This is a genomic window from Sandaracinaceae bacterium, assembly GCA_020633055.1.
In the GTDB taxonomy this organism is placed as follows: domain Bacteria; phylum Myxococcota_A; class Polyangia; order Polyangiales; family Houyiibacteriaceae; genus JADJJE01.
The window spans coordinates 122,321-147,716 of the sequence record JACKEJ010000005.1; the positions used below are offsets into that span (position 1 = coordinate 122,321).

Below are 25,396 nucleotides of genomic sequence, written 5' to 3' on the forward strand. Positions count from 1 at the left end.
GCGGCTGCGTGAGCACGCGTTACCTCTTCGATGACCGCGCGCTGCACCTCGCCCCTGCCCACGTCCGTCGCTGGCCAACGCGGCGCATGGCTGCACGCGTCGGCGTCCCCCGCCCCACAGGGGAGCGCGGCGGTGATCTCCGGCCAAGGTCGCTGGTGCGCGACGCTGGAAAGGATCCGCAGCTTGCCGTACAAGGCCAGGAGCTCACGGGTCGGCGCAGCATCGACGCGGAGCGGCGAGGCTCGGGTGGCGAACACGGACGCGGCGGATCGAATCGCTTGGGAGCGCAGCCTGCTGCGGCGAATCCGCGGTGGTGAGCGCGCGGCGTTCGGTGAGCTGTATCGCGCCTACGCCCCGGTCCTCTACCGTCGCGTGCTGCTCCCCAAGCTGGGCGCTCCGGGCGCGGCGGAAGACGCCCTGGCGGAGACCTTTCGCACCGCGCTGCAAAAGCTCCACACCTTCGAGGACCAGGGCCTCAGCGTCTATCACTGGCTCGCGCGCATCGCGTCGAACAAGGCCATCGACATGCACCGTGTCCGCGCACGCACGGACCGCGCGCTCACCCGGCTGTCGGACCTTCTTGGTCCCGAGCCGCCCGTGAGCCTGGACCCGTTCGCGCAGGTCAGTGCCCGGGAGGAGCACGCCGCGCTCCACACGCGTGTGCAGCTGACGCTGGGAGCGCTGAACCCACGCTACAGGCGGGCGATCGAGCTGCGGTTCTTCGAGGAGCGCGAGCGACAGGCGTGCGCGGACGCGTTGGGCGTCAAGCTGGGCACGTTCGACGTGCTCCTGCTGCGCGCGTTGCGCGCGTTTCGACGTGTGTGGGACGAGCCGACTGACGGCGCGTCCGCCGAACTCGCGCTAGAGGATGGTGCAGGATGACGGACCATCCAGAGCAGCCCCTGTTCGACGAGGACGAGCCCAGCCCCGAAGAGCTCGCAGAAGCGGCGGCGCTGACGCGCGCGCTCGAGCGCGAGGTGCTGGTCGAGGCACACCACGCCGCCGTCCTGCCAGCGCTCGAGGCGGCTCACGTGCTGCACGCCGCGCAGCACGCGGAGCTGAGCGACGCGCGCCTCGACGCCATCTACGCGAGCCTCGAGGCCTCGCTCCCGGCGCAACCCTCCACCACGGCAGGGGCGACGAGCGGATCGCGTCCCGCGCGCAGCCCGTCGAGGCTGTGGGCGTGGGCGTCAGCCGCGTTCGCGCTGGGGTCGGTCCTGCTGTGGCTCGCCGTCGCGGGCGGGCCGGAGCGGGCCCCCGTCGCCAGCCTCCCTGCGCCGAGCGCAGAGCTCCTGGCCGCGCAGGCGGCCGCCATGGAGCCGCGCGCACGAGCGGAGCAAGGCACACGCACTGCGAGCGGAGAGCAGCTGGGCCGTGCGATGCGGCCCTACCGCGCCGAGCTGCTGGCGCGACTCGAGGCGGAGTACAGGCCATGACCGGCTGGAGACGATGGTGCGCGTGGCTCGTCTGGGGGGCGTTGTCGGTCGGCCTCGGCGTCGGGTGCAAGGAGGCCGACGCACCGCGCGGCGAGGGCTCGGGGGAGGCCACACCGGCGAGCCTCTGGGTCGCCGAGGTGCGCGCCGCGCACGAGGCGGCCGACGACGCCGCGACTCCACAGGAGCGCGCCGCCGCACATCGAGCGCTCGAGAGGCTGGCACTGCAGGACGCCCCTCTCGGGGTCGCGCCCACGCACGCGCGCGCCGTCCGCCAAGACCTCTACTTCCGCATCGCGAGCTCCGCGGCCGGAGCTGGCGACGCCGCTGCCGCGCGCGACGCCGCCACCGCGGGGCTCGCGCTCGGGCGCGCCGACGACGTGCTGACGGCCAACCTGCTCATCGCGCGCGGCGAAGCATACGAGGCGCTGGGGGATGGGACGCGCGCGAGCGCCGACTACCTCGCTGCGCAGCGCATCCACGAGCGGCTCTTGGACGCCGTCCTGGGTGAGGAGGGCGCGCCATGAGCAGACTCGCGCTGGAGACGATGACGACGGGGGCCTCGGCGCCGCGCACCCTGGAACAGACGTCAGCGTGCGCGACGGACGTGACGCAGACCCGCTCGTGCTCTCACGGGCGGGGCGCCCCCCCTCGGCGGACGCGGGGAGGCCGTTCCGTCGGCGCGTGCTGCGTTCCAGACCTCGTGCGCGGCTCGCTCTTGGCGGCGGTGCTCCTCTCCGGGTTCGGCTTCGCGTGCGGGTGCGCGGGCTCGACGCAGCCTGCCCACAGCACGCCGCCGGCGCGCGCGCCCTTGGGCGAGGATCGCTTCGCGTGCGTCCCAGCGGACGCGACCGAGGAGCCGAGTGCTGCGGAGTCTGCGCCGGCTTCGGCCGTCTCTGCCACGGACATGGCCACCGTGGCCGATGGCGCGGTGGCCCCCGAGCGTGAAGCGCCGAGCACCGCAGCGGAGTCGCACGCCCCCGCGTCCGAACACACGAGCCTCGACTGGTTCGAAGCGCAGGGACGTGACCTGGGGGCGTTGGCCTGCGCGCTGGACGCCACGGACTGCGCAACGGCGGCCGCGCTGGGGGACCGCGTGTGTGACTTGGCGCGACGCATCTGCGCGCTCGCGACCCCCAGCCCGCACTGCGCGGAGGCCGCACAGCGCTGCGAGCGGGCGCGCGCGCGCATCCGAGGCGCCTGCCCCACGGCGCGCTGACCCTCGAGAGACGCCCGACCAGCTCGAGCACGAGGGGGAGCGCTGCGCGAAGTCGGCTGGCTGACAACACGCTCGAGAGAGGCCGCGCGACACGGACGGGGCGCTCAGTCTGCGCTGACCCCGAGGCGCCGCAGCTTGTCCAAGAACGTCGTGCGCTTGAGACCCAGGCTCCGCGCCGCCTCGCTCTTGTTTCCGCCGGCGCGCGTCATCGCGCGCTCCAGGATCTTCCGCTCCAACTCGGCGAACGTGCCCACCCACTCGTCGGTGACGGCCTGGTCGCCCGCCTGGGCGCCTTCGTCGCCATCGCCGCGGTCCACGGGGGCGGGTGGCTCGGCGGCGACGCGGGTGTCGCCCGCCGGCAGCAGGTCCGCGAGCGTCAGCTGCGGCCCCTCGGCCCGAGCGACACCCGCCTCGATGCGCTCCGAGAGCCCTCGCACGTCGCCCTCGATCACGTTCTGCAGCACGTGGTCCACGACTGCCTGCGATACCCCGATGGGCTCGCGACCCAGCCGGCGACACGCGACCCCCACCGAGAGCAGCGTCAGTGAGGGGATGTCTGCTGCACGGCGAGAGAGCTCCGGGACGCGCACGATCCGCTCGACGACGAGCGCGGCGAGCGCTGGCGACAAGGTGCCCCGGGAGGCGAGCGTGGACGGATCCGTGCGTGTGACCAGCAGCACACGCGCCGGACGCGCGACAGGGGGAACGGTCGTGCGGGCGGCGGCGGCATCGCCGTCGGGCGGTTCGAGCGCCGACTCACTCAACCAGAGGGCGAGCGCCTCCTGCGCATCGAGCGAGAGCGCTGGCGCGTCCAGCAGCGCCAGCGTCCCTCCGGTGGCGTGCGACACCCAACCAGGGTCCCCCGTGTGGGTGTCGCCCATCAGCGCGACCAACGTCTCCCCCTCCGCCACCGACGCGCAGTCGACCACCACGAGCGGGCCCTCGGCGCGGCCCCCGAGCCGGTGTACGAGCTCGATCAGGTGGAGCACCGGAGCGCCCGTCGGCGCCGACAAGGCGAGGGGAGCCCGACCCTCCGCCAGCTGTCCCAGCTGCGCCTCACACGCTCGCATCGCGGGGCTGTACGCGACACGTGGGAGCTCTGCGCCGCCGACCGATCCGCCGGCTCGCAGAAGATCCAGGCTGCCGCGCAAGCGGGCCACACGGAGCTCGCGCTCATGCAGCTCCTCGAGGAGCTGCTCGTTGGTTTGAGTGAGCTGACCGACGCGTGCTTGCGCGCGGAGCTGACCCGCCATGGCGCCGAGGGTGGACGCGAGCCGCCGCGCGAAGGCCTCCGCGGCGTCGATCTCTTCGAGGGCCAGAGCGCTGCGTCGGCGACCGCGGGGCACCACGAGGATGCCGTCCACGTGACCGTCGTTGGCGAGCGGCAGGAGCGCGAGCGCGTCGTACTGGGAGAGCGCCTCGAGCAGCGGGCGCAGGTCGGGGCGTCGCACCGCCTGCGCTTCCAGCTCCGCGACGAGCGTGAGTGTCCCCGGATGGTCGAACGCGAAGTCCACGAGTCGGGAGGAGAGCGAAGCGGCTTGCACCCGCGGCGTCCCGGCCGCGTCGATGGAGACCACCCGGGCGGGCTCGAGCACATAGAGCACGGGTTGCGCGTCGGACTCGCCTGCTGCCTCGCGCAAGGCGGGCAAGACGGCAGCGCCGAGCTCTGCGAGCGAAGGCACGGACTCGAGCCGCTGGGACGCTACCTCGAGCGCGTCCAGGAACCGCCCGCCGTAGGGCGCGAGCGCGCGACGCACCAGCGGCGCGAGCCCCCCGTCGATGGCGAGCGTCAGGCCCGCAGCGACCGCCCAGGCATACGCCGGGAGCGCCTCGTCCGAGTCGAGCGCGAAGCGCAACAGGGCGAACCCGAGCGTGACCGCGCCGACCGCCAGCGCGGCGCGGACGCTGCGCCGCACCGCCGCCCCCGCGTACACGCGTCGACGCGGGTCGACCATGGCCACGTGGCCGTAGAGCAGCACGCTCGCGAGGATGGCGACGGTCCACGCCTCGGCCGCGGGGTCCGGCACCAGCACGCCCACGCCGAGCAGCCACGTGATCAGGGGGATGGCCACGACGACCACCACCAGCCCCATGACGCCCCAGGCGTTGGATGCCAGCGCTGCAGGCCCGCTCCCCAGCCGACGACGTCCAGCGCGCAACAGCAGCGCTGCCGCGAACGCCGCCCACATGAAGACGCGGGGCGTTCCCCGCAGCGCCGCCTCCGGCAGCAGCAATCCGTCCCCCAACAGCTCGGTCGGCGGGAACACGCCCAAGAGGCCGAGCCCGGCACACGACGCCGCCAGGAGCGAGGCGAGCGGCGCCGTCCGCAGCAGGCCACCCGGCCGGTCTGGCACCACCAGCGCGAGGTGGAACACCCGCACGCCCACGAGCGGCATGGTGAGCGCGAGAAAGGTGAGGCGCACGAGGGCGTCTTGGTCTGGTACCAGGAACGCAGCGAGGACGATGCCCCCGAGCACGCCGACACCGCTCACGCGGCGCGCCCCCGGCGCCACGACGTGGCGCATGAACAGCGGCGTCAGCGAGAGCCCGCAGGCAAACACGCCGAGCAGCGAGCGGCCCTTGTCGAGGGGCCCGGGTGCTGCCGCGGCGCCCGCGAGCAGGTAGAGGACGGCCGCCGGACCAACGACGGGGAGGATGCGGCTGCGCGAGTTCATGGGAGGCCACCGCAGCCCACGCTACGGCGACGGACCATATCACCCACCCGCGCGGGTTCCAGTGCTGGTCAGCCGCCGTCGGTCCCCGTGTCCGCGGGACCCATGTCCTCCGGACCCATGTCCTGTGGGCCCATGTCCTCCGGCCCCGTGTCGGGCGTTCCCATGTCGGGCGTGCCGGTGTCCGGGGTTCCCGTGTCGGGCATGCTCATGTCGACCGTGCCCGTGTCGTCCGTGTTTGCGTCGGGAGTCTGCCCCTGGTCCCGCGGGCCCCCTGCGTCTTGCGTGAGCCGCTCCGAGCACTGGCCCGCCAGACACCGCAGCCCTGGGACGCAGTCGAGATCACGACGACAGTACCCGCCGATCGTGTGCGGCGCCGTCGCGTCGCAGGCCCCGAGGAGCAGCAGCAGGGCCACGGGGAGCACACCGAGCGAGCGACGTGCAGCGAGACGTAGAGGCGATGGGTGCATGACGCGGTATCCCAGGTGTGTCACAGATGGGACCCGGCTGGCAACTCCCCCGTTGCCCCGCGCGCGTCGGTAAGAGAGACTCGGCCGCATGACGCCCCCGTCGAGCGGCGAAGCCCCACGGCCCTCGCCTGCCTCCCTGACCAGCGGAGCCCTGGTCGGGTCTGTCATCAAGGAGCGCTACCACCTGGTGCGGCTCATCGGCGACGGGGGGGTGGGCGCGGTGTACAAGGCCGCAGACCAACTCCTGCGCCGCTTCGTGGCCATCAAGCTCCTGCACCCGACGACGGCGCGCAAGCCCGAGGCCGTGGAGCGATTCCTTCGGGAGGCCCGCGCCGCCGCAGGAATCGGGCATCCGAACGTCACCGACGTGTTGGACTTCGGCGAAGAGCGCGGTCAGCCGTTCCTGGTGATGGAGTACCTGCGTGGACGCAGCCTGTCTCACGCGATCGCGCACGACGGTCGCTTCAGCGTGGAGCGGGCGTGCGCGATCGCCACACACAGCCTGGCAGGTCTCGCGGCGGCGCATCACCGCGGCATCCTGCATCGCGACCTGAAGCCGGCGAACCTGATGCTGATCGCGCAGTTCGGCGACCCGGACTTCGTGAAGGTCTGCGACTTCGGCTTCGCCACGCTGATCGGACCTCGCTCGATCGACGACGCGCGGACGCTCACCCCTGCGCGCACGCTGGTGGGAACGCCAGCCTATGCCGCGCCCGAGCGGCTGCGCGGGGACGACAAACCCGACCCCCGGATGGACGTGTACTCGATGGGCGTCGCTCTGTACGAGATGCTCGCGGGGCGCCGCCCGTTCGACGGGGCGACCTTCCAGGAGCTGTCGCACAAGGTCCGCCACGACCCCCCACCGCCCCTGCGCTACCTGCGCCCCGACATGCCCGAGGTGCTCGAGCGTATCGTGCTGAAGGCGCTCGGCAAGGAGCGCGAGGACCGCTGGAGCAGCGCGGAGGAGTTCGCGGAGGCGCTCGTCCCGTTCGGTGGGAAGCAGGTGCTCCGCGCCGACCAACCATCCGACAGCTTCACCATGGACCTGCTGCGGCTCCGCGCGCGCGAGACCGAGCACCGCGACCGCGTGAAGCGCTCCGACACGGGCGACTGGACGCAAGCGCCAGGAGGCGAGGCCCGCGAGAGCAGCGTGAGCCGCGGCAGTGACCGCATGGACACTGGCGCCCAGGCCAAGAGCCAGAGCCTCGAGATCGACGTCTCGTTCGACACGGCCCCGGGGCTCGGCGACGCGGACGAAGGCGCACGTCAGACGGAACGCGCGCCTGCACCAGACGTCCCGCTGCGCGACACACACGTGGACGCCGTGCCCGTGTTGGTCATGCGGGCGTTCGAGGGGCGCATGGTGCTCGCCGTGTTGCGGTACGTAGGAGACCGCTTCGGGCAGCTGGCGCTGCGTGACCTGCTCACGTACCTCCCGCCCCTCACGCGCGACCTCTTCGCGGCCGGCGTCGCCGAGCACGACATGGTGCCGTACGACGCCGTGCTGGAGCTGCTGGAGCGCATCGACGCCACGATGGGCCGCGACGACCTGCACCTGGTCGTGGAGTGTGGCCGCGAGATGGCAGACGCGCTCGCACCCCAGGTCAGCGCGGAGCTGGGCAGCGCCCCCCCGGAGCTCCTGATCACGAATTTCCCCAAGCTCGCCGCGACGCGCATCCGTGGCGTGAGCTTCCGTGTGAGCCGGGTGGGTCGCGGCTACGCGCAGCTGTCACTCGACGAACAGGGGCAGTCCACGTTGACGGGCGGCGTGTGCACCTTGGGCCTGCTCGAGAAGCTGCTCACTCACGCGGGGGCGGAGGAGGCCGAGGTGACCATGACGCAGTGTCGCGCATTGGGCGACGACGACACGCGCTTCGATCTCACCTGGCTGGGCTGAAGGGACCAGGCGCGCCGCGCGCCCGGATGACCGACGCCCGCGGTCAGGAGCGCTGCGGGACCGCGCCGAACAACGCGCGCCCCTCGGTGTCCCACCACTTGCGGTACTTGCGCTGGGCCACTTCGCGGTCCCGCTTGGGGAGGGCGTGCTGATAGCCGTAATAGGCCTGGGTCAGGTGTTTCAGCTCGTCGCCGGCCAGTCGCCTGAGCTTCGCGTCGTCGTTCATCAGGGCGTCGATCAGCCACTCGATGCGGTGCTCGCCGCTGTGCTCCGCGATCCAGTCCTCCCAGGCATCACGAGCCTTGCCGAAGTCCTGGCGTGTGATGAGCACCAGGCTCTGGTGCGCGGCCTCTCGCAGCTTGGGCTCGTCCACGTCCAACACGCGGCTGAGCAGGTTGAGAGCGCCGTCGTCGCGGAGGTGCCCGAGCGCCTTGAGGGCCGCCAACCGAATGGGGAGCGGCCTCGCAGGGATACGCGCGCTGGCGCGCACGCGGTCGATCACGCGCCCGAACTCGCGCGGGAAGCGACGCAGCGGCCGGAGGACGTCGAGCGCGAGCGCGCGCGTGCCCGAGTCCACGTCGAACACACGCCGCCCCAGCGGCCCCACGAGGTCGCGGTGTACGAGCTCCGCGGACAGCAGCGTGGCGTAGAAGCGCACGTCCGGATCCTCACGGTCCAGCAGGGCCGCGACGTAAGGTACCGCCACGTCCCCGAAGGCCACCATGGCGCGCGCGACCGCAGACACGTCCCGTCCGCGCGGCAAACGCTGGTGCGGCGCATGGCGGTCGAACCAGAGCGGTCCCGGAAACTCGCGCACCAGCGCGGGGAGGATTCCCTCACCTGCCCGCAACGCGGCCTGGACGGCGAACGTGTCCTCGGGTCCCGCGTGAAGCAGCTGCTGCACGGCGTTCTCCACGCCGTCGCCCAGGTCCAGGATCACGGAAGGCATGCCGGGGTCCACCACGACGCGCGCGTTGGCGCTGTGGGACCCCGCGGAGGAGTGCACGGCCGCCTCGGTGACGGTCAGCTCGGGCTCGTCATCGTCGTCGTCGAGAGGCGCGATCGCAGGCCGGGTGGGTTCCCGCTCCGACGTGTTGGGGCTCTCGGCGCGTACAGCGTCCCGCTCGCGGGGCGGTGGCGGACGAGAGGAGCGCGAGGTCGCGACGACGTCCGTCGTGCCCTTCATCGAGTAGACACCACCGGCGGGGCGGACGCTGGCGACCGCGCGGACCGGCGCCTCGGGTGGCGGCGTCGAGCCGACGCTCCCCGTGACCATCTGCTCGGCGATCGCGCGCGCGGTCGCGCGGGCGCGCTCGCTGTCGACGACGCGGATCGCGGGCTGCACCGTGACACCACCGCGTTTCCTCAGGGCGTCGGCGGAGACCACCTCGTCCGGGTCGAGGGCGAGCGCCGGCTCGGTCGGGCGCAGGTTGGTGAGCGGGATGGCCGTGAGGTCGGGCTCGTCTTCGGTCGGCGCGGGGCTCGACTCGACTCCCTCTGGGTCGCTGGACGAGGACCCCTCGTCCAACGCCGCCTCGGCCCCATCCAGGAGCGTCGACCCCGAGGAGGGAGACGCCACGAGGGACTCTCCGGCGGTCCGCTCCGCGGGCTGCGCGTGGCCCACATCATCCTCGGAACCCGGCGCGACCTCGGGAACACCGAGATACGCCGGCTCGGGGTCCTCTGGGGCCTCGGGCACGCCTGGAGCGTCCTGCGGTGGGACCGCGTGCGCGCCCGCGGCGTTCGCCACTGGGGACGGCGGCGGGGGCGCTGTGCGGGGCACCCCCAGCACGTCCATGGCCTGCGTCCGCCGCTTGGGCGCGCGCCCTCGCGGAGTGTGCGAGACCTCGGCGACCCAGTTCCGGCGCCCCCCCTGCCAGCGCTTGGCGGTGCTGCCCTTGGCGTCGTCGGGCTCCTCCGCGGGGGCCGCTTTGCCCATCTTGCGGCGCAGGATGAGGCGCTGGAACGCCTCGCTGATGCGCGGCATGAAGGCCACGAACTCGGGGACATCCGAGATGCCGAAGTCCTCGCCGCCGCGGTCGCCGTAGAACAGCAAGACAACGCGCTGCCGGATCGCAACGGGCGCGACCACGCACGGTTGCGCGGTGTCGCGACCGAGCGCCTTGGCCAATGACTGGTCCGCCCGCGTGCCCGACTCCAGGTCGCCCATCCTGGGCTGCGCCGTGCGAAACGCGTCGCTGAGGATGCCCGCGTCCTCCACCGAGACCGTCGTGCGACGCACGGTCGCGTAGTCTGGACCCGCGCCCTCCACGTCGAGCCCTTCGGCGATGTCGTCCTGCACCAGGAACAGCACCGCGCAGTCGAAGAACTGACGCACGAACGCCAGCGCCACCTGGAGCACCTCCTCGCGGTCGCCCGCTTGCTCCAACAGCTCCACGGCCAGTCGCGCCGTGAACGGCCCGCGGATGCGGCTGAGCAGCTCGGTCCGCGGCGGGCGCTCCATGCGGGGCGAGGCTGCTTCGGTGGAGGAGCTGGCCTCGGGCTCGCGCGACGCTTGCGCGTTGGGCTTGGCCTGCGCGGCGAGGTCCGTCAGGGTCACGCGCGAAGCACGCTCGAACGTCTCGGGGACGTTGGTCACACGCGGCGTCGTCACGTCCGAGCCAGGCTCCGCGAGCTCGGGGGTGGGCGCGTCGGCGGTGAAGCTCTTGCGCTCGAGCGCGTCCGCGCCGACCACCCTGGCGACGTTCACGGCCACCGCCGAGTTCCGCCGAGGGGCCTCGGGCACCTGCCCGTACTTGGCGGTGCTGCCCGTGCGCGCGGCGTACGTGGCCTCCGGGCGCTGGTCCGCCTCGGCGATCGCCTCGGGCGCGAGGTCGTCCGGGACCGTGCGACGGTTGTCGTCCAGCGGAGCCACATCCACCAAGTCGCCCGCCGGTGCGTCCGCGAGCTTGCGCCCCAGGCGCTTCAGCCGCGGGGAGAGCTCGACGCCGTAGTGAGCTCCCAGCGCCGCCTCCAGGCGGGCCTGCGTGGTGACGCGCTGCTCGATGCTGGCGCCCAGCAGAAACGCGAGCTGCTGCTCCACGTCGCGGGCCAGCGGCTCGTGAACCGCGAGGACAACGCGGCCTGCGTGCGACTCGATGGGGACCACGCGGTGTTGCTCCGCCACCTCACGCGGCACCAGACGCACGACCTCGCGCGTGACGTTCATCAGGTCGCCTGCCGCCACCGCTTGCAGCTCGAACACGGCGGCACAGTACGACGCGAGCACGTTCTCGCGTGTGGCGCCGACCTCGAGCAGGACCGTGTCGAGCGCGCCACCCGAGATGACCTGGCGCTGGATGGCCTCCTCGATTTTCTTCAGGGGGACGACGCGGTCCCGCACGAGCAACGACGTCAGGGCCGACATGGGGCTCCCATGGTCGCGTTGTGCACGGAAAGTGTCAACGTTCGGAGCGCCGACATCCAGTCGTCAGCGGGGCTCCGCGCGCACCCGCTGCGTGGGGTCCTCGGGGAAGGGGTGTCGCGGGTAGCGCCGGCGCAGCTCGGCGGCCAGGCGCGGATAGTGGCGCTGCCAGAAACCAGCGAGGTCGGTGGTGACCTGTACCGCCCTCCGGTTGGGCGCGAGCAGGTGCAGCACCAAGGGCACTTCACCGCGCGCGACGCGAGGCCCCTCGGTGAGGCCGAAGAAGTCCTGCATGCGGGACTCGATCCACGGGTCGCGCTCGGCCTCGTAGTGCAGCGGGACCCGGGCCCGACCGGGCAAGGGCACGCTCTCCGGGGCCACGGCGAAGAGGGCCTGCTGCACCTTCGGCTCGAGCATCCCCAACAGCGTCGGCACCAGCGCAAGACCCTTCAGGTCCGCGAAGGTGCGCCTCCCCGCACACAGCAGGCGGAGCGCCTCGACGACGCGTTCGTCATCCACCGGAGGCGCGTCCACGCCGTGCTTGCGCGCGAAAGCCACGCGGTGCTGGAAGAGCATCAGCTCGTCCATGTCGACGAAGCGATGCAGCCCCGCCGAGACTGCCGCCCGCGCGAGGCAGTCGGCCACCTCCTCCCCCTGACCGTCGCGCCGCACGCTCTCGTCCAACACCAGGCCCTCGTAGCGCAGCCCGCTGACCTGCTCTACCTGCTCGAGGCGCGCGTCGAAGCGCGTCTGTACATAGCTCTCGACCTGGTCGGGGAACGCGTCGAGCAGGTCCTCCGCGTCGATGGCGCTGGCACGCGCGACGACCGCGCGCGGCCCCTTCTGCCAGACGTCGACGCAGACCATGAACGTGGCCTCCCGCACGACGCTCTCGGGGGCGAGCTCGCCGCTGCCGCCCCCCGCGAAGACCACCGCAGGACGTCCGGGCTCCCGGCGCTTGCCCACGCGGTCAGGGAAGCCCAGCAGGACGGCGCGCGTGAGTGCGCTGCGCTCTTCGTCGAGCGGCGCCTCGGGCGAACGCGGCAAGCGCAGCGTGCGGGCGAGCTGGTCGCGGCTCTTGCGCACGGTCTGCAGCTGGGCGCCGTCGAGCTCGAGGCGCCGGAGCGCGGCGCCAGAGAACCCGTGCGCTTCCGCTTCCTCGAACGCCTCGAGCTGATCGATCAGGTCACTGTCCTCCACGCGCTCGCGTGCGCGCCCTCCACCTCGTCCGAGGGCGGCGCCCACGCCCCGCCGGATGTCCCGCTCCGCCACGAGCGCCGCCAGGAGCGCCCCACGCGCACCGGCTCCCTGCTCGTTCGCGGACACCAGCAGGCGCCCCAGGCGCGGGTGCGTCGGCAGGGCGGCGAGCTTCCGTCCGAGGGGCGTCGCCGCGCACGTCTCGGCCTCGACCGTGAGCGCGCCCAGACGAGCCAGTAGCTCGAGGGCCGCGCGGCGGGCGGCCTCCGGCGGCGTCTCGAAGAACGCGAAGCGCCGAGGGTCGTGTCCGAGCGTGACGAGCAACAGCAGCGCCTCGGCCAGCTCGGCCCGCGCCACTTCGGGCGCGTCCTGCGCGTCGCGCGCGTCGTAGTCGTGCCGCGTGTAGAGGCGCTCGCACGTACCCGCCGACACGCGCCCCGCTCGCCCGGCCCGCTGGTCGGCCCGCGCCCGGCTGACCCTCTCGGTCACCAGGCTGCTGAGCCCCGTCCAGGGCGTGCTGCGCAGCACCCGCGCCAGCCCGCTGTCGAGCACGTGGGTGACGGTCGGGATGGTGACCGAGCTCTCGGCGACGTTGGTGGACAGGATGACCTTGCGGCGCGCGCCCGCTCGCACGGCTTGGTCCTGCTCGCGCGCGGGCAGGTCGCCATGCAGGAGCGCCAGCTCGGCCCCCACGTGCTGCACCACCTCGGCGCAGCGCTCCGCGGCGCGGCGGATCTCGGCGGCGCCTGGCAGAAACACCAGGACGTCCCCAGGGGACTGCGCGAGGGCACGGCGGACCCCGGCCGCGACGCGCTCTTCGAGAGGCCGCGGATCGTCGCGGTCGGCGAAGCGCACCGCGACCGGGAAGGCGCGTCCGGGCACGCGCACGACGCCGGCGGCGAGGAAGGCCGCGACGGGCGCGGGATCGAGCGTGGCGCTCATGACCACCACCCGCAGGTCCGGACGAGCGCCGCGCCGCGCGTGCTGGACCAACGCGAGGCCCAGGTCGGAGGCGACGCTGCGCTCGTGGAACTCGTCGAACACCACCGCCGCGATGCCGTCCAGCGCGGGGTCTTCGGACAACCGCCGCAGCAACACGCCCTCGGTCACGAACCGCAGACGGGTGCGCGCGGAGGCCACGGTCTCGAAGCGCACTTGGACGCCGACACGCTCCCCGAGCGCCTCCCCCAGCTCTTCGGCCACGCGGGCCGCGGCCATGCGCGCGGCCAAGCGTCGGGGCTCGAGCACCCACACCTCACCGTCGTCGGCGCGCGTCCCCTCCAGCAGCGCCCGCGGCACGCGTGTGGTCTTTCCTGCCCCCGGCTCGGCGACGATCACCACCGCGCCGGTGTCCGCCAGCGCAGCGGTGATGGAGGCCAGGAAGTCGTCGATCGGCAGCGCCATGGCGCCCCGCGCTGATGTCGGCGCCGGCACGCTCCGTCAGCGCGTGAGCTTGCGGTACTTGATGCGGCGGGGGATGTCCGCGTCGTCGCCCAAGCGCTTCTTCTTGTCCGCGGCGTAGTCCGAGTAGCCCCCCTCGAAGAAGACCACGCGGCTGTCCCCCTCGAAGCCGAGGATGTGCGTACAGAGCCGGTCGAGGTACCAGCGGTCGTGGCTGACGATCAGGCAGCAACCGGGGAACTCGAGCAGCGCCTGCTCGAGCGACTGCAGCGTCTCGACGTCGATGTCGTTGGTGGGCTCGTCGAGCAGCAGCACGTTGCCGCCGCTGCGCAGCAGCTTGGCGAGGTGCACGCGGTTGCGCTCACCCCCCGAGAGTGCGCCGACCTTCTTCTGCTGGTCGCTGCCCTTGAAGTTGAACCAGCTCACGTACTGGCGCGCGCGCACGGAGCGCCCACCCACGTCGATCTCCTCGGAGCCGCCCGCGATCTCGTCGTACACCGACGCCGTGGCGTTGAGGTCGCCGCGGCTCTGGTCGACGTAGCTGAGCTTGACGGTGTCGCCCACCTCGATGTTGCCGGCGTCGGGCTGCTCTTGGCCGACCAACATGCGGAAGAGCGTCGTCTTGCCCGCGCCGTTGGCGCCGACGATGCCGAGGATGGCGCCGGGCGGCACCGAGAAGCTCAAGTCTTCGTAGAGCAGCTTGTCGCCGTACGCCTTCTTGATGCCGTTGACCTCGATGACCTTGCGGCCCAGGCGCGGCCCGGGTGGGATCTTGATCTCGCTCGCGTCGCGCTGGTCGCGGCCGGCCTCGGCCACCAGCGTGTCGAACGCCTGCACGCGCGCCTTGCTCTTGGCCTGGCGCGCCTTGGGCGAGGCGCGCACCCACTCCAGCTCGCGCTGGATCTTGCGGCGCCGCGCGCTGTCCGCCTTCTCTTCCTTCTCGAGGCGCTTCTCCTTGTTGTCGAGCCACTCGGAGTAGTTGCCTTGGAAGGGGAAGGCCTTGCCGTGGTCGAGCTCTAGGATCCAGTCCACCACGTTGTCCAGGAAGTAGCGGTCGTGCGTGACGAGGATGACCGCGCCCGCGTACTGCTGCAGGTGCCCCTGGAGCCACGCCACGCTCTCCGCGTCCAAGTGGTTGGTGGGCTCGTCGAGCAGCAGCATGTCGGGCTTCTCGAGCAGCAGGCGGCACAGCGCCACGCGGCGCTTCTCACCGCCGCTCAGCACCTTCGGGTCCGCGTCGGGAGGCGGCAGGCGCAGCGCGTCCATGGCCAGCTCGAGCGTGTGCTCGAGGTTCCAGCCGTCCGCTGCGTCGATCTTGTCCTGGAGCGCCCCCTGCTTGTCGAGCAGCTTGGTCATCTCGTCGTCGCTCATGGGCTCGCCGAGCTTCATGCTGATCTCTTCGAACTCGGTCATGAGGTCGCGGATGGGCTTGACGCCCTGCTCCACTGCCTCGAGCACCGTCTTCGCGTCGCCCAGGTCGGGCTCCTGCTCCAGGTAGCCCACGCTCAGGCCCGGGCGCTTCCACGCCTCGCCCGTGAAGTTGGTGTCCACGCCGGCCATGATGCGCAGCACGGTGGACTTACCCGTACCGTTCACGCCGATGACGCCGATCTTCGCGCCGGGCAGGAAGGACAGGTAGAGGTTCTCGACGACCTTCTTGTCGGGGGGGTGGACCTTGGTCACCCCCTGCATCGTGAAAATGTAGTCGGCCATGGCGGGTACTCGTCAGTGAATGGAGATGAGCGTCACGTCGAACACGAGCGTGCCCTGCGGGCGGCCCGGCTGGCCATCGTAGGCCAGGTTGCCCGGGATCCAGAAGCGGCGCTTCTCGCCCTGCACCATGAGCTGCACGCCCTCGGTCCAGCCGGGGATGACACCGTTCAGGGGGAAGCTGGCCTCACGACCGCGACGCAGCGACGAGTCGAACATCTGGCCGTCCGTGGTCCAGCCGCTGTAGTGCACCGACACGGTGCTCGTCGCGGTCGGGTGCTCGGTCCCGGTGCCCGGCTGCAAGACGACGGACGCAATGCCGCTCTCGGTGCGCTCGGCGTTGCGCGGCGCGGCGGCCACGTTGTCGGGCGTGACCGGGGGCACGGTCTCGATGCCGAGCAGCTCGACGTCGAAGACCAGCATGCCGGCGGGGCGACCGGGCATGCCGCGGTAGGCCAGCTCCTCCGGGATCCAGATGCGGCGCTGCTCACCCACGACCATCAGCTGCAGACCCTCGGTCCAGCCGGGGATCACACCGCGCAGCGGGAACGAGATGGGCACGCCGCGCTGCACGCTCGAGTCGAACATCTCGCCGTTGGTCGTCCAGCCGCTGTAGTGCACGATGACCACGTCTTGGGCGGTCGGATGCTGGGTGCCAGTGCCCGGTCGCAACACGCGCGACGCGATCCCCGACTCGGTGCGCTCGGCGCCCGCCGGGGGTGCGGCAACGTCCTCTGGTGCGGGGAGGCCTGCAGGCTCGGCCGCGGGGGGCTCCGCCTGCTGCGCGCCGTGGGCCCCGGCAGCGGCGCCGTGCGCGCCCGCCTGGGCGCCGGCGTTGCCAGCGGTGTTCGTCCCTGGCGGATCCTCGTGAGTCTGGGCGCGTGGGCCGCGCGGCGCCTGAGCGGGTGGCGTGTCCTCACCACCGAGGCCGTCGCGGTTGGCGCGGCAGGCGCTGGAGAAGACGACGAGCAACGCGCCGAGCGCGAGCGTGGGGGAGGTCCGAGCGGAGAACGACATGGGGCGCTTGGTACCCGAACGGGCGGGCGATGTCGAGACGCCGAGCGGCGGTGGTGCTCCGCCTTTCTGGAGGTCCCGTCCGACTGCGCGGTCGTGCGGTCACGCGCTTTGCGCGGGTCGGGGTGAGCGCGATGAGCCGACTTGCGGGGCAAAGTGTTTTCCAAATTGCCTTGCGGATCGATAACATCGCCGAAGGAACCGCGTGACCCAGCTCGACGACGACCGTCCTACCCTGCTGCTGTTCGGCGACGGCGAGGCCATGCTCGACGCGCTCGTGGCCGCGCTGCGTCCACGCGCTCACGTGAGCGTGGCCGGAGAGTCCGACGCCCTGGTGCCGGCCGTGCTGGCCAACGTCCCCGATCTGACGGTGTTGGTGGGCCAGGCGACCGAGACCGAGACAGCGGGCGGGTTGCTGCGGGAGCTGCGGCAGCACCCGCTCACCGAAGGGAGCCCCGTGGCGCTGTTGGCGACGGACGACAGCCTGGCCGCCAAGCTGCGCGCGTCCGAGTACGGGATGGTCAGCATCCTGCCCCGGGGAGCCAGCGCAGACGGCATGGCGCGTCAGATGGTCCAGCTGGCCGAGCAGCTGTACGAGGATCCCACGGTCACCGAGGCCGGAGACCTCGCCGAAGCCTCCGTGGACGACTTGGTGCAGATCCTGGGACGGGAGCTACAGAGCGGCATCCTCTCCGTCTCGCAGGTCGACGGTCAGCGGGCGGAGCGCTTCGTCGTGCGCGCCGGTCAGCCCATGCGGGCCGCCATCAGCCAGTTCATCGAGCGCGTGCGGCCGCTGATCGCAGAGGCCAAGCCCCTGCAGTACGCGTTCCACGAGGCGCCCTTGACGCCCCTGTTCACGCTCGACGACGCCGAGACCGCGAGCGAAGGCTCGGCCCGGGCGGCGCTCGGCGGGCGCCGCTTTCTGTTGATCGCGAACAACCCGGCGCACGCGGACGCGCTGGCGCAGGAGCTACGGGCCTGTGACGCGCTGGTGGTGGTGGTGTCGGCCGACGGGTCCGGCTGGGATCGCGCGCGCGACCTGGACCCCGAGGTGGCGCTGATCGACGAGGAGGGTCTGAACCACTGGGGTTTCGAAGCGGTCGCCAAGCTGCGCAGCGACCCACAGCTGCGCTGGGCGTCGCTGGTGGTGATGGACAGCAACGAGCTGCTCCCGAGTGACGGGCCACCGCGCATCGAGCGCCTCGCGGCGAACATCGCCCGCTTGAGTGACAGCGAGGGCGCCCTGCGCGCCCGTGCGGCTGCGCGTCAGGAGTTCGTGGCGCGCATCGAGACCGTGGGCCCGACGCGCGTCCTGCGCGCGCTGCTCACGAGCGACGGCGCATGGAACGTGCGCGCCAAGCCGCGGGGCGGTGCGACCGTGACGCTGGCGTTGGCCGAGGGTCTGGTCGCGGGCGCCAGCGCGCAGCTGGGCGACAGCCCAGCCCTGGAGGGTGCCGCGGCGCTCGCATGTCTGCTGGTGGCTGGCTCGGGGCGGCTGCGGGCCACCCCGGCGGCACGGCCCGCGCTGGCGAACATGCTGATGCCGCTGGACGAGGCGGTCCGGGCCGCACACGCCGAGGGCGGCCCGCTGCGCGTCACGCGCAGTCCATCGGCGCCACCGCCAGCCATGGACAAGCGGGACCGCTCCTCCATGGGGCGCCCCCGCATGCCGCTCCCGAGCACGGAGACGGCCGCCCTGGTGGGCGAGCTGGAGGACCTGGTGGGCGAGCTGAACAGCGCGCGAGCCAGCAGCCTGCCGCCACCCGTCCCACGCCCGGCACCGGCTGCACCGAAGGCCGCCGGCGCAGCGGTCAGGCCGCCCGCGACGAGACCCGCGGGCGCCCCACCCGCCGGACGACCACGCGGGGCCACCGCGACCGCCCACACCGCCATCCCACCGACCGCGCCCCCCCCACCACGCGCAGGAGGCGCGAACCCCACGCGGCCTTTGGCGGCGCCTGCGCGTCCTGCGTCGACGGCGACGGGAGCCCGCAGCGGACCCGGCCCGTCCGCCGCCTCTGCGCGCCCCGTGCCACCCGCCGCGCGGCCGCAAGCGGTGCCGAAGACGGCGACCTTGGGCAAGGCGTCGCTCGCGCCCCCAGCGCCAGCTGCGGCTGCCAAGTCGGTCCCGCCGCCGCCCGCGACGGCCGCCAAGTCGCTCCCGCCGCCCCCCTCGACAGCCGCCAAGTCGCTCCCGCCTCCCCCACCACCCGCAGGCGCCAAGTCGCACGCGCCACCACCGTCATCCATCGTGGCCAAGTCGGGTCTGCCCGCCGCGCCCCGCCCGCCCGCGCGTCCGCCCGTGGACGCCCCCACCCAGCGCCCGCCCGGCCCTCCGGCGAAGGCGCTTCCCCCGCCGACGACCGGTGTCACCCGCCGACCGCCCGCCGCACCCACGGGCACGGGGCCCCTCCCCGACGCCGGCGCGACCCATCGCCCTCCCGGTCCGCCAGTGGCGGCGCAGCCCGTCCCGACGGCCGGCCTCACGGGCCGTCCGCCGGCGCCGTCCCCCGTCGCGTCGGACGTCGCCGACCCCGACGTAGCGCTCACGTCCGACAGCGCGCCCACCACCGGCCAGCCTGTCGTCCCCCCGCCCGTCGCGCCGCCATCTCCGCGGGCGGCCACCGCTCCCGCAGACGGGGGCGAGGCGCCACCGTCCGTCTCGCCCCCGGCCATCCCGGTGCCCGTCGTGGCTGCAGTGTCGGCGCCCTCGGCCGCGCACGACGCGCTCACGCCGCACACCCCCACGTCGCTCGCGAGCCATTCCGTGCCGACGTCGTGGACGCAGGGGGTCTCTCCGATGCACGTCGTGATCGGGCTCTGCGTGGTCATCGCGGGTCTGGCCGGCTTCGGGTTGGTGTTCACCCTCGCCACGCGCGACACCCCGCGCGCCGCCGCAGACGAGACCGCCAGCCCCGCGGAGACGTCCGATGCGCCCCCACCGGCGACGCCCCCGGCAGCGCAACAGGCGGCGCAGGCCTCCCCGCCGACGACGCCCGCCCCGACGATGGCGCCCGCGCAAGACGCCACGTCCACCACGGGCACGGCGCCCAGCCCCCAAGCGGTGGCGGCCGACACGGCGCCGCGGCTCCCCTCGATCGACCCGGGGCCCATGCCAGACGAACACGCTGGCGCTGCCGCGACCGTGGAGCGCTACCGAGCGGCCCTCTCCCGGGGGGCGCGCGCGCGCTCACGGGGAGACCTCGGTGACGCCCTCGCCGCCTACCAGTTCGCGCTACACCTCAAGCCGCGGAGCAGCGACGCGGCGCTCGGGATCGCACGGACGTACCTCGAGGCGGAGCAGGGCCAAGACGCGCTGCGCTGGGCCGAGCGCGGACGGGACCTCGAGCGGGACGGCATCGACGGGCGCCTGCTCATGGGCGACGCGCTGCTCCTCATGGGGCAGCTCGAGCGCGCCGTGTCGACATGGGAAGACGCACAGGCGGTGGCCCCGCGCGACCGCGCGCCGAGCGAGCGCATCCGCCGCGCGCAAGACGCGCTGGACGAGTGAGACGAGCCGGACGGGGAGCCATCGCGCCCCGCGCTGACGCGCACTACGATGGTTGGTCGTCGTCGGTCGTGTGGAGCCGCGGCTCACCGCTGCCATCACGGTCCGACGGGACTTCGTAGCCCTCCACGTCGATCACCACGGATGGGCCCGGTCCTGGGTTCCGTCCCGGGCGCCCCGTGTAGCCAGAGGAGCCCCGCTCGCGTGGACGCCTGGGACCCGCAGCGCGTGGGTCCACCCCGAACCCAGACATCGACCCCATGGTCATGACGGTCACGTCGCCCTGCTGAATGCGGCGCTCCAACCAGGCGCGCACCGCACGTGCCCACAGCGCGCGCGTGACGGGGACCAAGAGGGACAGCCCGACCAGGTCCGTGAAGACGCCTGGCGTCACGAGGAGCACGCCTCCGACGAGCACCAGCACCCCGCCTAGGACCCCCTCTTCGGGCATGGTCCCCGAGGCCAGCGACTCGCGCCAGTTGGCGAGCACACGCGCGCCCTGCCGCTTGGCCAGCGTCGCGCCAGCGACGCCCGTGACGAAGACGATGGCGACCGTGGACCAGAAGCCCAGCACGCGTCCGAGATACAGCAGCAGGTACAGCTCGATCAGCGGCACCACGGTGAAGAGCAGCAGCAGCTTGCCCACGGCTACTCCGCCTGGGCGGAGCGACGCGCAGCGCGCCTCGCGGCCTTGGCCTCACGCGCAGCGCGGGCAGCCTCGGCGGCGCCCGGGACCTCACGCTCCGGCGCCCTCCCTGGCGGTGCGGTGACGACGACCTCGAGCAGCATCGGCGTGGCGAACTCGATCAGGTCGATGTCGGGATCGAGCTGCTTGCCGAGGCCCTCGGCCACCAACATGGCGATGTGCACGACGGTGAAGCTGGGATCGATCTGCACCTTGTGCCGGCGCAGGATGTTCATGATGCCCGTCACCACCTCGCTGGCCTCCAGCTCGCCCAGCGGCTTGCCGTAGAACGTGTCGAAGTACTCGGTCACCTCCCGCTCGTACTGCGCGTAGTCCTTGGTGCCCACGGTCGGCGCGTACACGTAGAACAGGCGTGCGGCTGCCTTGCCGTCCTTCTGGCTCAAGGCGTGGAACGTCTCGATGAACGGGCGCATCAGGTCCTTCGGGATCTCCGCGGTGAGGCCGAGATCGATCAGGACCACCTCGCCAGCGTCCGTGAGCAGGATGTTCCCCGGGTGCAGGTCCGCGTGCACGAAGCCGTCCTTGAACACCATCTGCTGGATGGCCCCTGCGCCCCGCCGGGCGAGCAGCTTGCGGTCGCCGCCGACCTTCTCCGGCTCGGTCGCGCGCACGCCATCGACGAACGCCATCGTGAGCACGCGACGGGAGCAGAGGTCTTCGACCAGCGCGGGAACGCCCACGCCGTCGACGTCCGCGAAGTTCGCGGCGAAGCGGCGGTTGTTGCTGGCCTCCTTCTCGAAGTCCACCTGCCGGTGCATGGCCTCGGCGAACTGCGCGACCGAGCCCCGCAGCGACAGCAGCTTGAGCGAGGGGATCCACTCGAGCACGCGCGCCCCGAGGTCCATCAACACGAGGTCGCGCTCGATCTGCGGCGCGGCGAGCGGTCGCTGCACCTTGATGGCCACCACCTGGCCGTCGTCGAGCACGCCTTTGTGAACTTGGGCGACGGACGCCGCCGCCACCGGCACGGGATCGATGCTGACGATGCGGGCGCGCGCGGCAGGCGGCAGGTCCTGGTCGATGACGTGCTGCACCTGCGCGAACGGGATGGGCCGCACGTTGTCCTGCAGGGTCTCGAGCTCGCGCACGATGCCCTCCGGGATGATGTCCGGCCGCGTGCTGAGGATCTGCCCGAGCTTCACGTAGGTGGCGCCGAGCCGGTCGAGCGCGCTCACCAACACCTGACCGCGCAGGTGGTCCCGGGCGTCCGCGTCCATGCGTCCCGACACCAGCCGCCGACCCAGGTAGCGGAACATGGCCCCGGTGAGGACGGCGAGGATGGCAAAGGTCCGGACGACCAGGGACAGGAAGCGCATGGGCTGCATGTAGTGCGGTACTGGCCACTCGTCTACCTGGACGCGTGGGGGCCGGTGCGCGCATCATGCCCGTGATGACCGAGCCCAAGCACGACGAGATCCTCGCGCCCGAGGAAAAGGAAGGCGCCATCTACGGTTACGGGCCCTGGCCGTTGCTCACGCTGCGCTGCATCGTGGGGGGCGTCATGATGGGCATCGCGAACCTGGTGCCGGGGGTCAGCGGGGGGACGATGTTGCTCGCGAGCGGCGTCTACCCGCGCTTCGTCCAGGCCGTCGCCGAGCTCAGCCGCTTCAAGTTCCGGAAGCGCTCGCTGTTCGTGCTGGGCCTGGTGGCGCTCTGCGCGGGGGTCGCCATCGCGGTGCTGGCGGACGTCATCAAGGGCGCCACGGTCGAGTATCGCTGGGCGATGTACAGCCTGTTCATCGGGCTGACGCTGGGGGGCGTGCCGGTGGTGTGGGGCCTCGCGCGCCCCGCCGACGGTCGGGTCTTCGCGGGCGCCCTGCCCGCGTTCGTGCTCATGGTGGTGCTCGCTGGCCTCTCGGACGGCGAGACGGGGTCCGCGTCGGGCTTCGGGGTGATGTTCGTGGCCGGCCTGCTCGGTGCGAGCGCCATGATCCTCCCAGGCATCAGCGGCGGCTACCTGCTCGTGTTGATGGGCGCGTACCTGCCCGTCCTGGACGCGATCGCCACCTGCACCGACGCCGTCCGGGCGGGTACCCCGATGGCCGCGAAGGAGGCGCTGGTCGGGGTCGTCCTGCCCGTGGGACTGGGGGTGGTGCTGGGCGTGCTGGTGGTGAGCAACCTGATCGAGCGGTTGCTCGAGAAGCACGAGAAGCCGACGCTGGGTGCGTTGCTGGGCTTCCTGTGCGGGAGCGTGCTGGGTCTCTGGCCGTTCCGGGAGTTCTATCGCCCCGCGGTCGGGGATGTGGTGAGCGGGGCTCGCCTGACGGCCGAGCGCCTCGCGGAGCTGCCCGCGCACAAGTGGCCCACGCGCGCCTTCGAGCCCACGTTGCTGCAGGCCGCCGGGGCGGTGGGCATCGCGACGCTCGGCTTCCTGCTCACCGCGCTGCTCGCCAAATACTCGAACCGCGAGCCCAGCGAGCTGGCCATCGACCACGAGACGACCCAAGAGCGCTGACGCCGCGACGCATGGACGGCGCGCATCATGCGGGGCGCGTCAGTCGTAGAGCGCGTCCAGCTGGGTCCCGTACAGCGCCCGCACTTGGCTGCGCCGGACCTTCATCGTCGGCGTCAGCGTCCCGTCGGCCGTGCTGAACTCGTCGGTCACGAGCAGGAAACGCCGTACCTTCTCGAACGGTCGAAACGCCTCGCTCTGACGGTCCAGCTCACGCTCGAAGAGCGCGGTCACCCGCGGGTCGCGCACGGCGTCGTGCTCAGTGGCGAGCACCCCGTGCTGCCCGCACCACGGGAGCAGCACGTCGAAGTCCGGGACGATGACCGCGACGTTGTACGCCTGGTTGGCGCCGTGGATCATGACGTTCGAGATGTAGGGGCTCAGCTTGAGCTGCTCTTCGAGCGGCGTCGGCACCACGTACTTCCCGTTCAGCAGCTTGTACTGCTCCTTGATGCGACCCGTGATGTGCAGGAACCCTTCGCCGTCCAGATACCCCAGGTCACCCGTGCGGATGCCGCGCTCGCCCTGGCGCTCGACGAACACGGCAGCGTCGTCCTCTGGGAGGCGGTGATACCCGAGCATGACGTTGTGCCCGAAGACCAGCACCTCGCCGTGCTTGGGATCGTCCGAGACGCTGCGGTCGATCTCGACGCGCACGCCAGGGAGGACCTTACCGACGGTGCCGATCTTGCGTGACCCGGGGTAGTTCATGGCCGTGATGGGCGAGGTCTCGGTCAGGCCGTAGCCCTCGTAGACGTTGATGCCCAGACCGTCGATGAACTCCGCTACTTCGCGCGACATCGCGGCGCCCCCGCTGAACGCGAACTTGAGCCGGCCGCCGAAGCGCGCGCGAATGGGCGCGTACACGGTTCGATCGAAGAACACGTGCTGGAGCTCGGCCCAGCCGCTGACCTGGTTGCGGCTGGCCAGCTCCTTGCGCAGCTGCGAGTTCGCGAGGGCACGCCGGAAGAGCTCCGCCTTGGGCCCAGCCTCGGCCGCCGCTTGCTTGTGCACGCTGTCGTAGATGCGGTTGAAGATGCGCGGCACGCTGAAGAGCAGCGTCGGCTGCACCTCGGCCAGGTCTTGCAGCAGGCGGTCGACCGACTCCGCGATGGCCATCGAGGCGCCCATCGAGACGAGCCCGTGGAGCTCGACTGTCTGACCGAAGCTGTGCGCCCACGGCAAGAAGCTGAGCGAGCGGTCCTCCGGCGCCATGGGGAAGACCTCGTGCACGGCGCTGACATTGAGGGCGACGTTCGCGTGAGAGAGGATGACGCCCTTGGGCATGCCCGTCGTGCCCGACGTGTACAGGAAGGTGGCCGGCGTGTGAGCGTCCACGGAGACGACGGGTACGGCCTCGCGGCGGCCTCGCTCCCTGAGCGCGTCGTAGGTGGTGTCGGCGTGCTCCGAGCGGAGCGCGAGCGTCACGATGTGCTGCAACGCAGGCAGCGCAGCGCGCGCTCCGCTGAGGGACGCGCCGATCTCGCCATCGGCCACGACCACGACGCGAGCGCCGCTGTCGGCGAGGATGTAGCGCCACTCGTCGGCGCGCTGCGCCTGGTACATTGGTACGAACGCGGCGCCCAGCCCATAAGTGGCGTACGCCAGCGCCGCCCACTCGACGCGGTTGTCGGAGACGATGGCCACCCGGTCCCCGGCCTGCACCCCGAGGCTCGCGAGCCCCGCACGAAGGGCATCGACCTCGCGCCCGAACTCGCCGTACGTCGCCCACGACCAGACCCCGCGTCGCTTCGTCCCGAACAGCGGGCGCTCGGCGTACTGCGCGACGCTGCGCTGGAGGAGCTCGTTGAGGTCACGAAAGAGCGGCTCGAAGGGCATGCGCGCGGAAGGGTACCAGTCAGTCGACGATCGCGTAGCGCATCTGTCGCGCGTCGCCGTCGCGCCGATAGTCCACCACCAGCTCGCTGGCGACGCGTAGACCGTCCCACACTTGGAAGGCCTGCTCGGGCCGCTCGATGGGCAGGGCGTTCACCCGTGTCACCACGTCGCCCGGTTGGAGAGCGATGCCTTGGAAACGCGGGTCGTCGGGGTAGAGCCGCACGATGCGCCAACCGACGAAGCGCCCGGCCTCGATCTCCGGCTCCGTGCCGACACCCCCGAGGAAGCGACCGAGCCCGCCTTCCAGGATGGGCAGCAGCTCCTCGCGCGTGATCTCTCCCTCACGCCGCGGCTGTGGCGGCATGCTCGGCGCCTCGACGGAGGGCTCGGCGGCCGAGGCCGTGGCGGGCGCGCTCGTGCTGCCACCACACCCCTGCGCGACGAGGAGCAGAGCGAGCGTGCCGAGCACTCGGCGGTGGCGAGGCGACGCGGAGACGAAAGACGGTGCGAGACG

General features: G+C 72.3%; 17 protein-coding genes. 7 read left to right on the forward strand and 10 right to left on the reverse strand.

Annotated elements, in window-relative coordinates:
• The first annotated feature begins 246 nt into the window (after positions 1-246).
• The 4 genes from H6726_05395 (at position 247) to H6726_05410 (ending at position 2,652) form a co-directional block, all read left to right on the forward strand.
• Positions 247-882 (forward strand): RNA polymerase sigma factor, encoded by a 636-nt coding sequence (locus tag H6726_05395; GenBank protein ID MCB9657069.1) that lies wholly within the window; start codon positions 247-249, stop codon positions 880-882.
• Entirely contained in the window at positions 879-1,436 is a 558-nt protein-coding gene (locus tag H6726_05400; GenBank protein ID MCB9657070.1) for a hypothetical protein, read from the forward strand. Before H6726_05395 ends, H6726_05400 begins: the two co-directional genes overlap by 4 nt.
• The gene (locus H6726_05405) at positions 1,433-1,960 is read left to right on the forward strand and encodes a hypothetical protein (GenBank protein ID MCB9657071.1); all 528 of its coding nucleotides are present in this window, start codon (positions 1,433-1,435) and stop codon (positions 1,958-1,960) included. The genes H6726_05400 and H6726_05405 overlap by 4 nt, the downstream gene beginning before the upstream one ends.
• Positions 1,961-2,136: 176 nt before the next feature.
• Complete coding sequence (locus tag H6726_05410) at positions 2,137-2,652, forward strand: hypothetical protein (GenBank protein ID MCB9657072.1); 516 nt, start codon at positions 2,137-2,139, stop codon at positions 2,650-2,652.
• A gap of 104 nt (positions 2,653-2,756) precedes the next feature.
• Here the strand turns inward: H6726_05410 and H6726_05415 are convergent, their stop codons facing one another.
• Both H6726_05415 and H6726_05420 read right to left on the reverse strand, forming a co-directional pair.
• Entirely contained in the window at positions 2,757-5,327 is a 2,571-nt protein-coding gene (locus H6726_05415) for a sigma 54-interacting transcriptional regulator (GenBank protein MCB9657073.1), read from the reverse strand.
• Positions 5,328-5,395: 68 nt separating this feature from the next.
• Positions 5,396-5,794 carry a hypothetical protein gene (locus tag H6726_05420; GenBank protein ID MCB9657074.1) on the reverse strand — a complete coding sequence of 133 codons (399 nt, stop codon included), beginning with the start codon at positions 5,792-5,794 and terminating at the stop codon, positions 5,396-5,398.
• A gap of 88 nt (positions 5,795-5,882) precedes the next feature.
• Here H6726_05420 and H6726_05425 point away from each other — a divergent pair, with 88 nt between their 5' ends.
• On the forward strand, positions 5,883-7,691 hold the full coding sequence (locus H6726_05425; GenBank protein MCB9657075.1) for a serine/threonine protein kinase: 1,809 nt from the start codon (positions 5,883-5,885) through the stop codon (positions 7,689-7,691).
• 43 nt (positions 7,692-7,734) lie between these two features.
• Here the strand turns inward: H6726_05425 and H6726_05430 are convergent, their stop codons facing one another.
• The 4 genes from H6726_05430 to H6726_05445 all read right to left on the reverse strand — a co-directional run bounded on the left by H6726_05430 (position 7,735) and on the right by H6726_05445 (position 16,380).
• A complete protein-coding gene (locus tag H6726_05430) occupies positions 7,735-11,058 on the reverse strand; it encodes a hypothetical protein (protein MCB9657076.1) in 3,324 nt (1,107 codons plus the stop codon).
• A 63-nt stretch (positions 11,059-11,121) separates the two neighbouring features.
• Positions 11,122-13,656 (reverse strand): ATP-dependent helicase HrpB, encoded by a 2,535-nt coding sequence (hrpB, locus tag H6726_05435; protein MCB9657077.1) that lies wholly within the window; start codon positions 13,654-13,656, stop codon positions 11,122-11,124.
• Between the two features lie 36 nt (positions 13,657-13,692).
• Positions 13,693-15,366 (reverse strand): energy-dependent translational throttle protein EttA, encoded by a 1,674-nt coding sequence (ettA, locus tag H6726_05440; protein ID MCB9657078.1) that lies wholly within the window; start codon positions 15,364-15,366, stop codon positions 13,693-13,695.
• 12 nt (positions 15,367-15,378) lie between these two features.
• Entirely contained in the window at positions 15,379-16,380 is a 1,002-nt protein-coding gene (locus H6726_05445) for an FKBP-type peptidyl-prolyl cis-trans isomerase (GenBank protein ID MCB9657079.1), read from the reverse strand.
• Between the two features lie 202 nt (positions 16,381-16,582).
• On the opposite strand from H6726_05445, the gene H6726_05450 reads away from it, so the two are divergent.
• Positions 16,583-19,888 carry a hypothetical protein gene (locus tag H6726_05450; protein MCB9657080.1) on the forward strand — a complete coding sequence of 1,102 codons (3,306 nt, stop codon included), beginning with the start codon at positions 16,583-16,585 and terminating at the stop codon, positions 19,886-19,888.
• Positions 19,889-19,931: 43 nt separating this feature from the next.
• Here the strand turns inward: H6726_05450 and H6726_05455 are convergent, their stop codons facing one another.
• Together H6726_05455 and H6726_05460 are read right to left on the reverse strand one after the other, a co-directional pair.
• Positions 19,932-20,531: an FxsA family protein gene (locus H6726_05455; GenBank protein ID MCB9657081.1), complete on the reverse strand. Its 600-nt coding sequence runs from the start codon at positions 20,529-20,531 to the stop codon at positions 19,932-19,934.
• Between the two features lie 2 nt (positions 20,532-20,533).
• Positions 20,534-21,907: an AarF/ABC1/UbiB kinase family protein gene (locus H6726_05460; GenBank protein ID MCB9657082.1), complete on the reverse strand. Its 1,374-nt coding sequence runs from the start codon at positions 21,905-21,907 to the stop codon at positions 20,534-20,536.
• A 74-nt stretch (positions 21,908-21,981) separates the two neighbouring features.
• Between H6726_05460 and H6726_05465 the strand changes: the two genes are divergently transcribed.
• Positions 21,982-23,046: a DUF368 domain-containing protein gene (locus H6726_05465; GenBank protein MCB9657083.1), complete on the forward strand. Its 1,065-nt coding sequence runs from the start codon at positions 21,982-21,984 to the stop codon at positions 23,044-23,046.
• A 39-nt stretch (positions 23,047-23,085) separates the two neighbouring features.
• On the opposite strand, the gene H6726_05470 is transcribed toward H6726_05465, so the two are convergent.
• Together H6726_05470 and H6726_05475 are read right to left on the reverse strand one after the other, a co-directional pair.
• Positions 23,086-24,882, reverse strand: a complete 1,797-nt coding sequence (locus tag H6726_05470) for a long-chain fatty acid--CoA ligase (protein ID MCB9657084.1) — start codon at positions 24,880-24,882, stop codon at positions 23,086-23,088.
• A 19-nt stretch (positions 24,883-24,901) separates the two neighbouring features.
• On the reverse strand, positions 24,902-25,351 hold the full coding sequence (locus H6726_05475) for a hypothetical protein (GenBank protein MCB9657085.1): 450 nt from the start codon (positions 25,349-25,351) through the stop codon (positions 24,902-24,904).
• Positions 25,352-25,396: the final 45 nt, after the last annotated feature.

What these genes read in the sequence shown, in the direction of transcription:
- H6726_05425 (MCB9657075.1), top strand. Translation starts at nt 5,883, where the DNA reads ATGACGCCCCCGTCGAGCGGCGAAGCCCCACGGCCCTCGCCTGCCTCC.
- hrpB (MCB9657077.1), bottom strand. Translation starts at nt 13,656, where the DNA reads ATGGCGCTGCCGATCGACGACTTCCTGGCCTCCATCACCGCTGCGCTG.
- H6726_05470 (MCB9657084.1), bottom strand. Translation starts at nt 24,882, where the DNA reads ATGCCCTTCGAGCCGCTCTTTCGTGACCTCAACGAGCTCCTCCAGCGC.
- H6726_05415 (MCB9657073.1), bottom strand. Translation starts at nt 5,327, where the DNA reads ATGAACTCGCGCAGCCGCATCCTCCCCGTCGTTGGTCCGGCGGCCGTC.
- H6726_05445 (MCB9657079.1), bottom strand. Translation starts at nt 16,380, where the DNA reads ATGTCGTTCTCCGCTCGGACCTCCCCCACGCTCGCGCTCGGCGCGTTG.
- H6726_05420 (MCB9657074.1), bottom strand. Translation starts at nt 5,794, where the DNA reads ATGCACCCATCGCCTCTACGTCTCGCTGCACGTCGCTCGCTCGGTGTG.
- H6726_05465 (MCB9657083.1), top strand. Translation starts at nt 21,982, where the DNA reads ATGACCGAGCCCAAGCACGACGAGATCCTCGCGCCCGAGGAAAAGGAA.
- H6726_05460 (MCB9657082.1), bottom strand. Translation starts at nt 21,907, where the DNA reads ATGCGCTTCCTGTCCCTGGTCGTCCGGACCTTTGCCATCCTCGCCGTC.
- H6726_05430 (MCB9657076.1), bottom strand. Translation starts at nt 11,058, where the DNA reads ATGTCGGCCCTGACGTCGTTGCTCGTGCGGGACCGCGTCGTCCCCCTG.
- ettA (MCB9657078.1), bottom strand. Translation starts at nt 15,366, where the DNA reads ATGGCCGACTACATTTTCACGATGCAGGGGGTGACCAAGGTCCACCCC.
- H6726_05400 (MCB9657070.1), top strand. Translation starts at nt 879, where the DNA reads ATGACGGACCATCCAGAGCAGCCCCTGTTCGACGAGGACGAGCCCAGC.
- H6726_05405 (MCB9657071.1), top strand. Translation starts at nt 1,433, where the DNA reads ATGACCGGCTGGAGACGATGGTGCGCGTGGCTCGTCTGGGGGGCGTTG.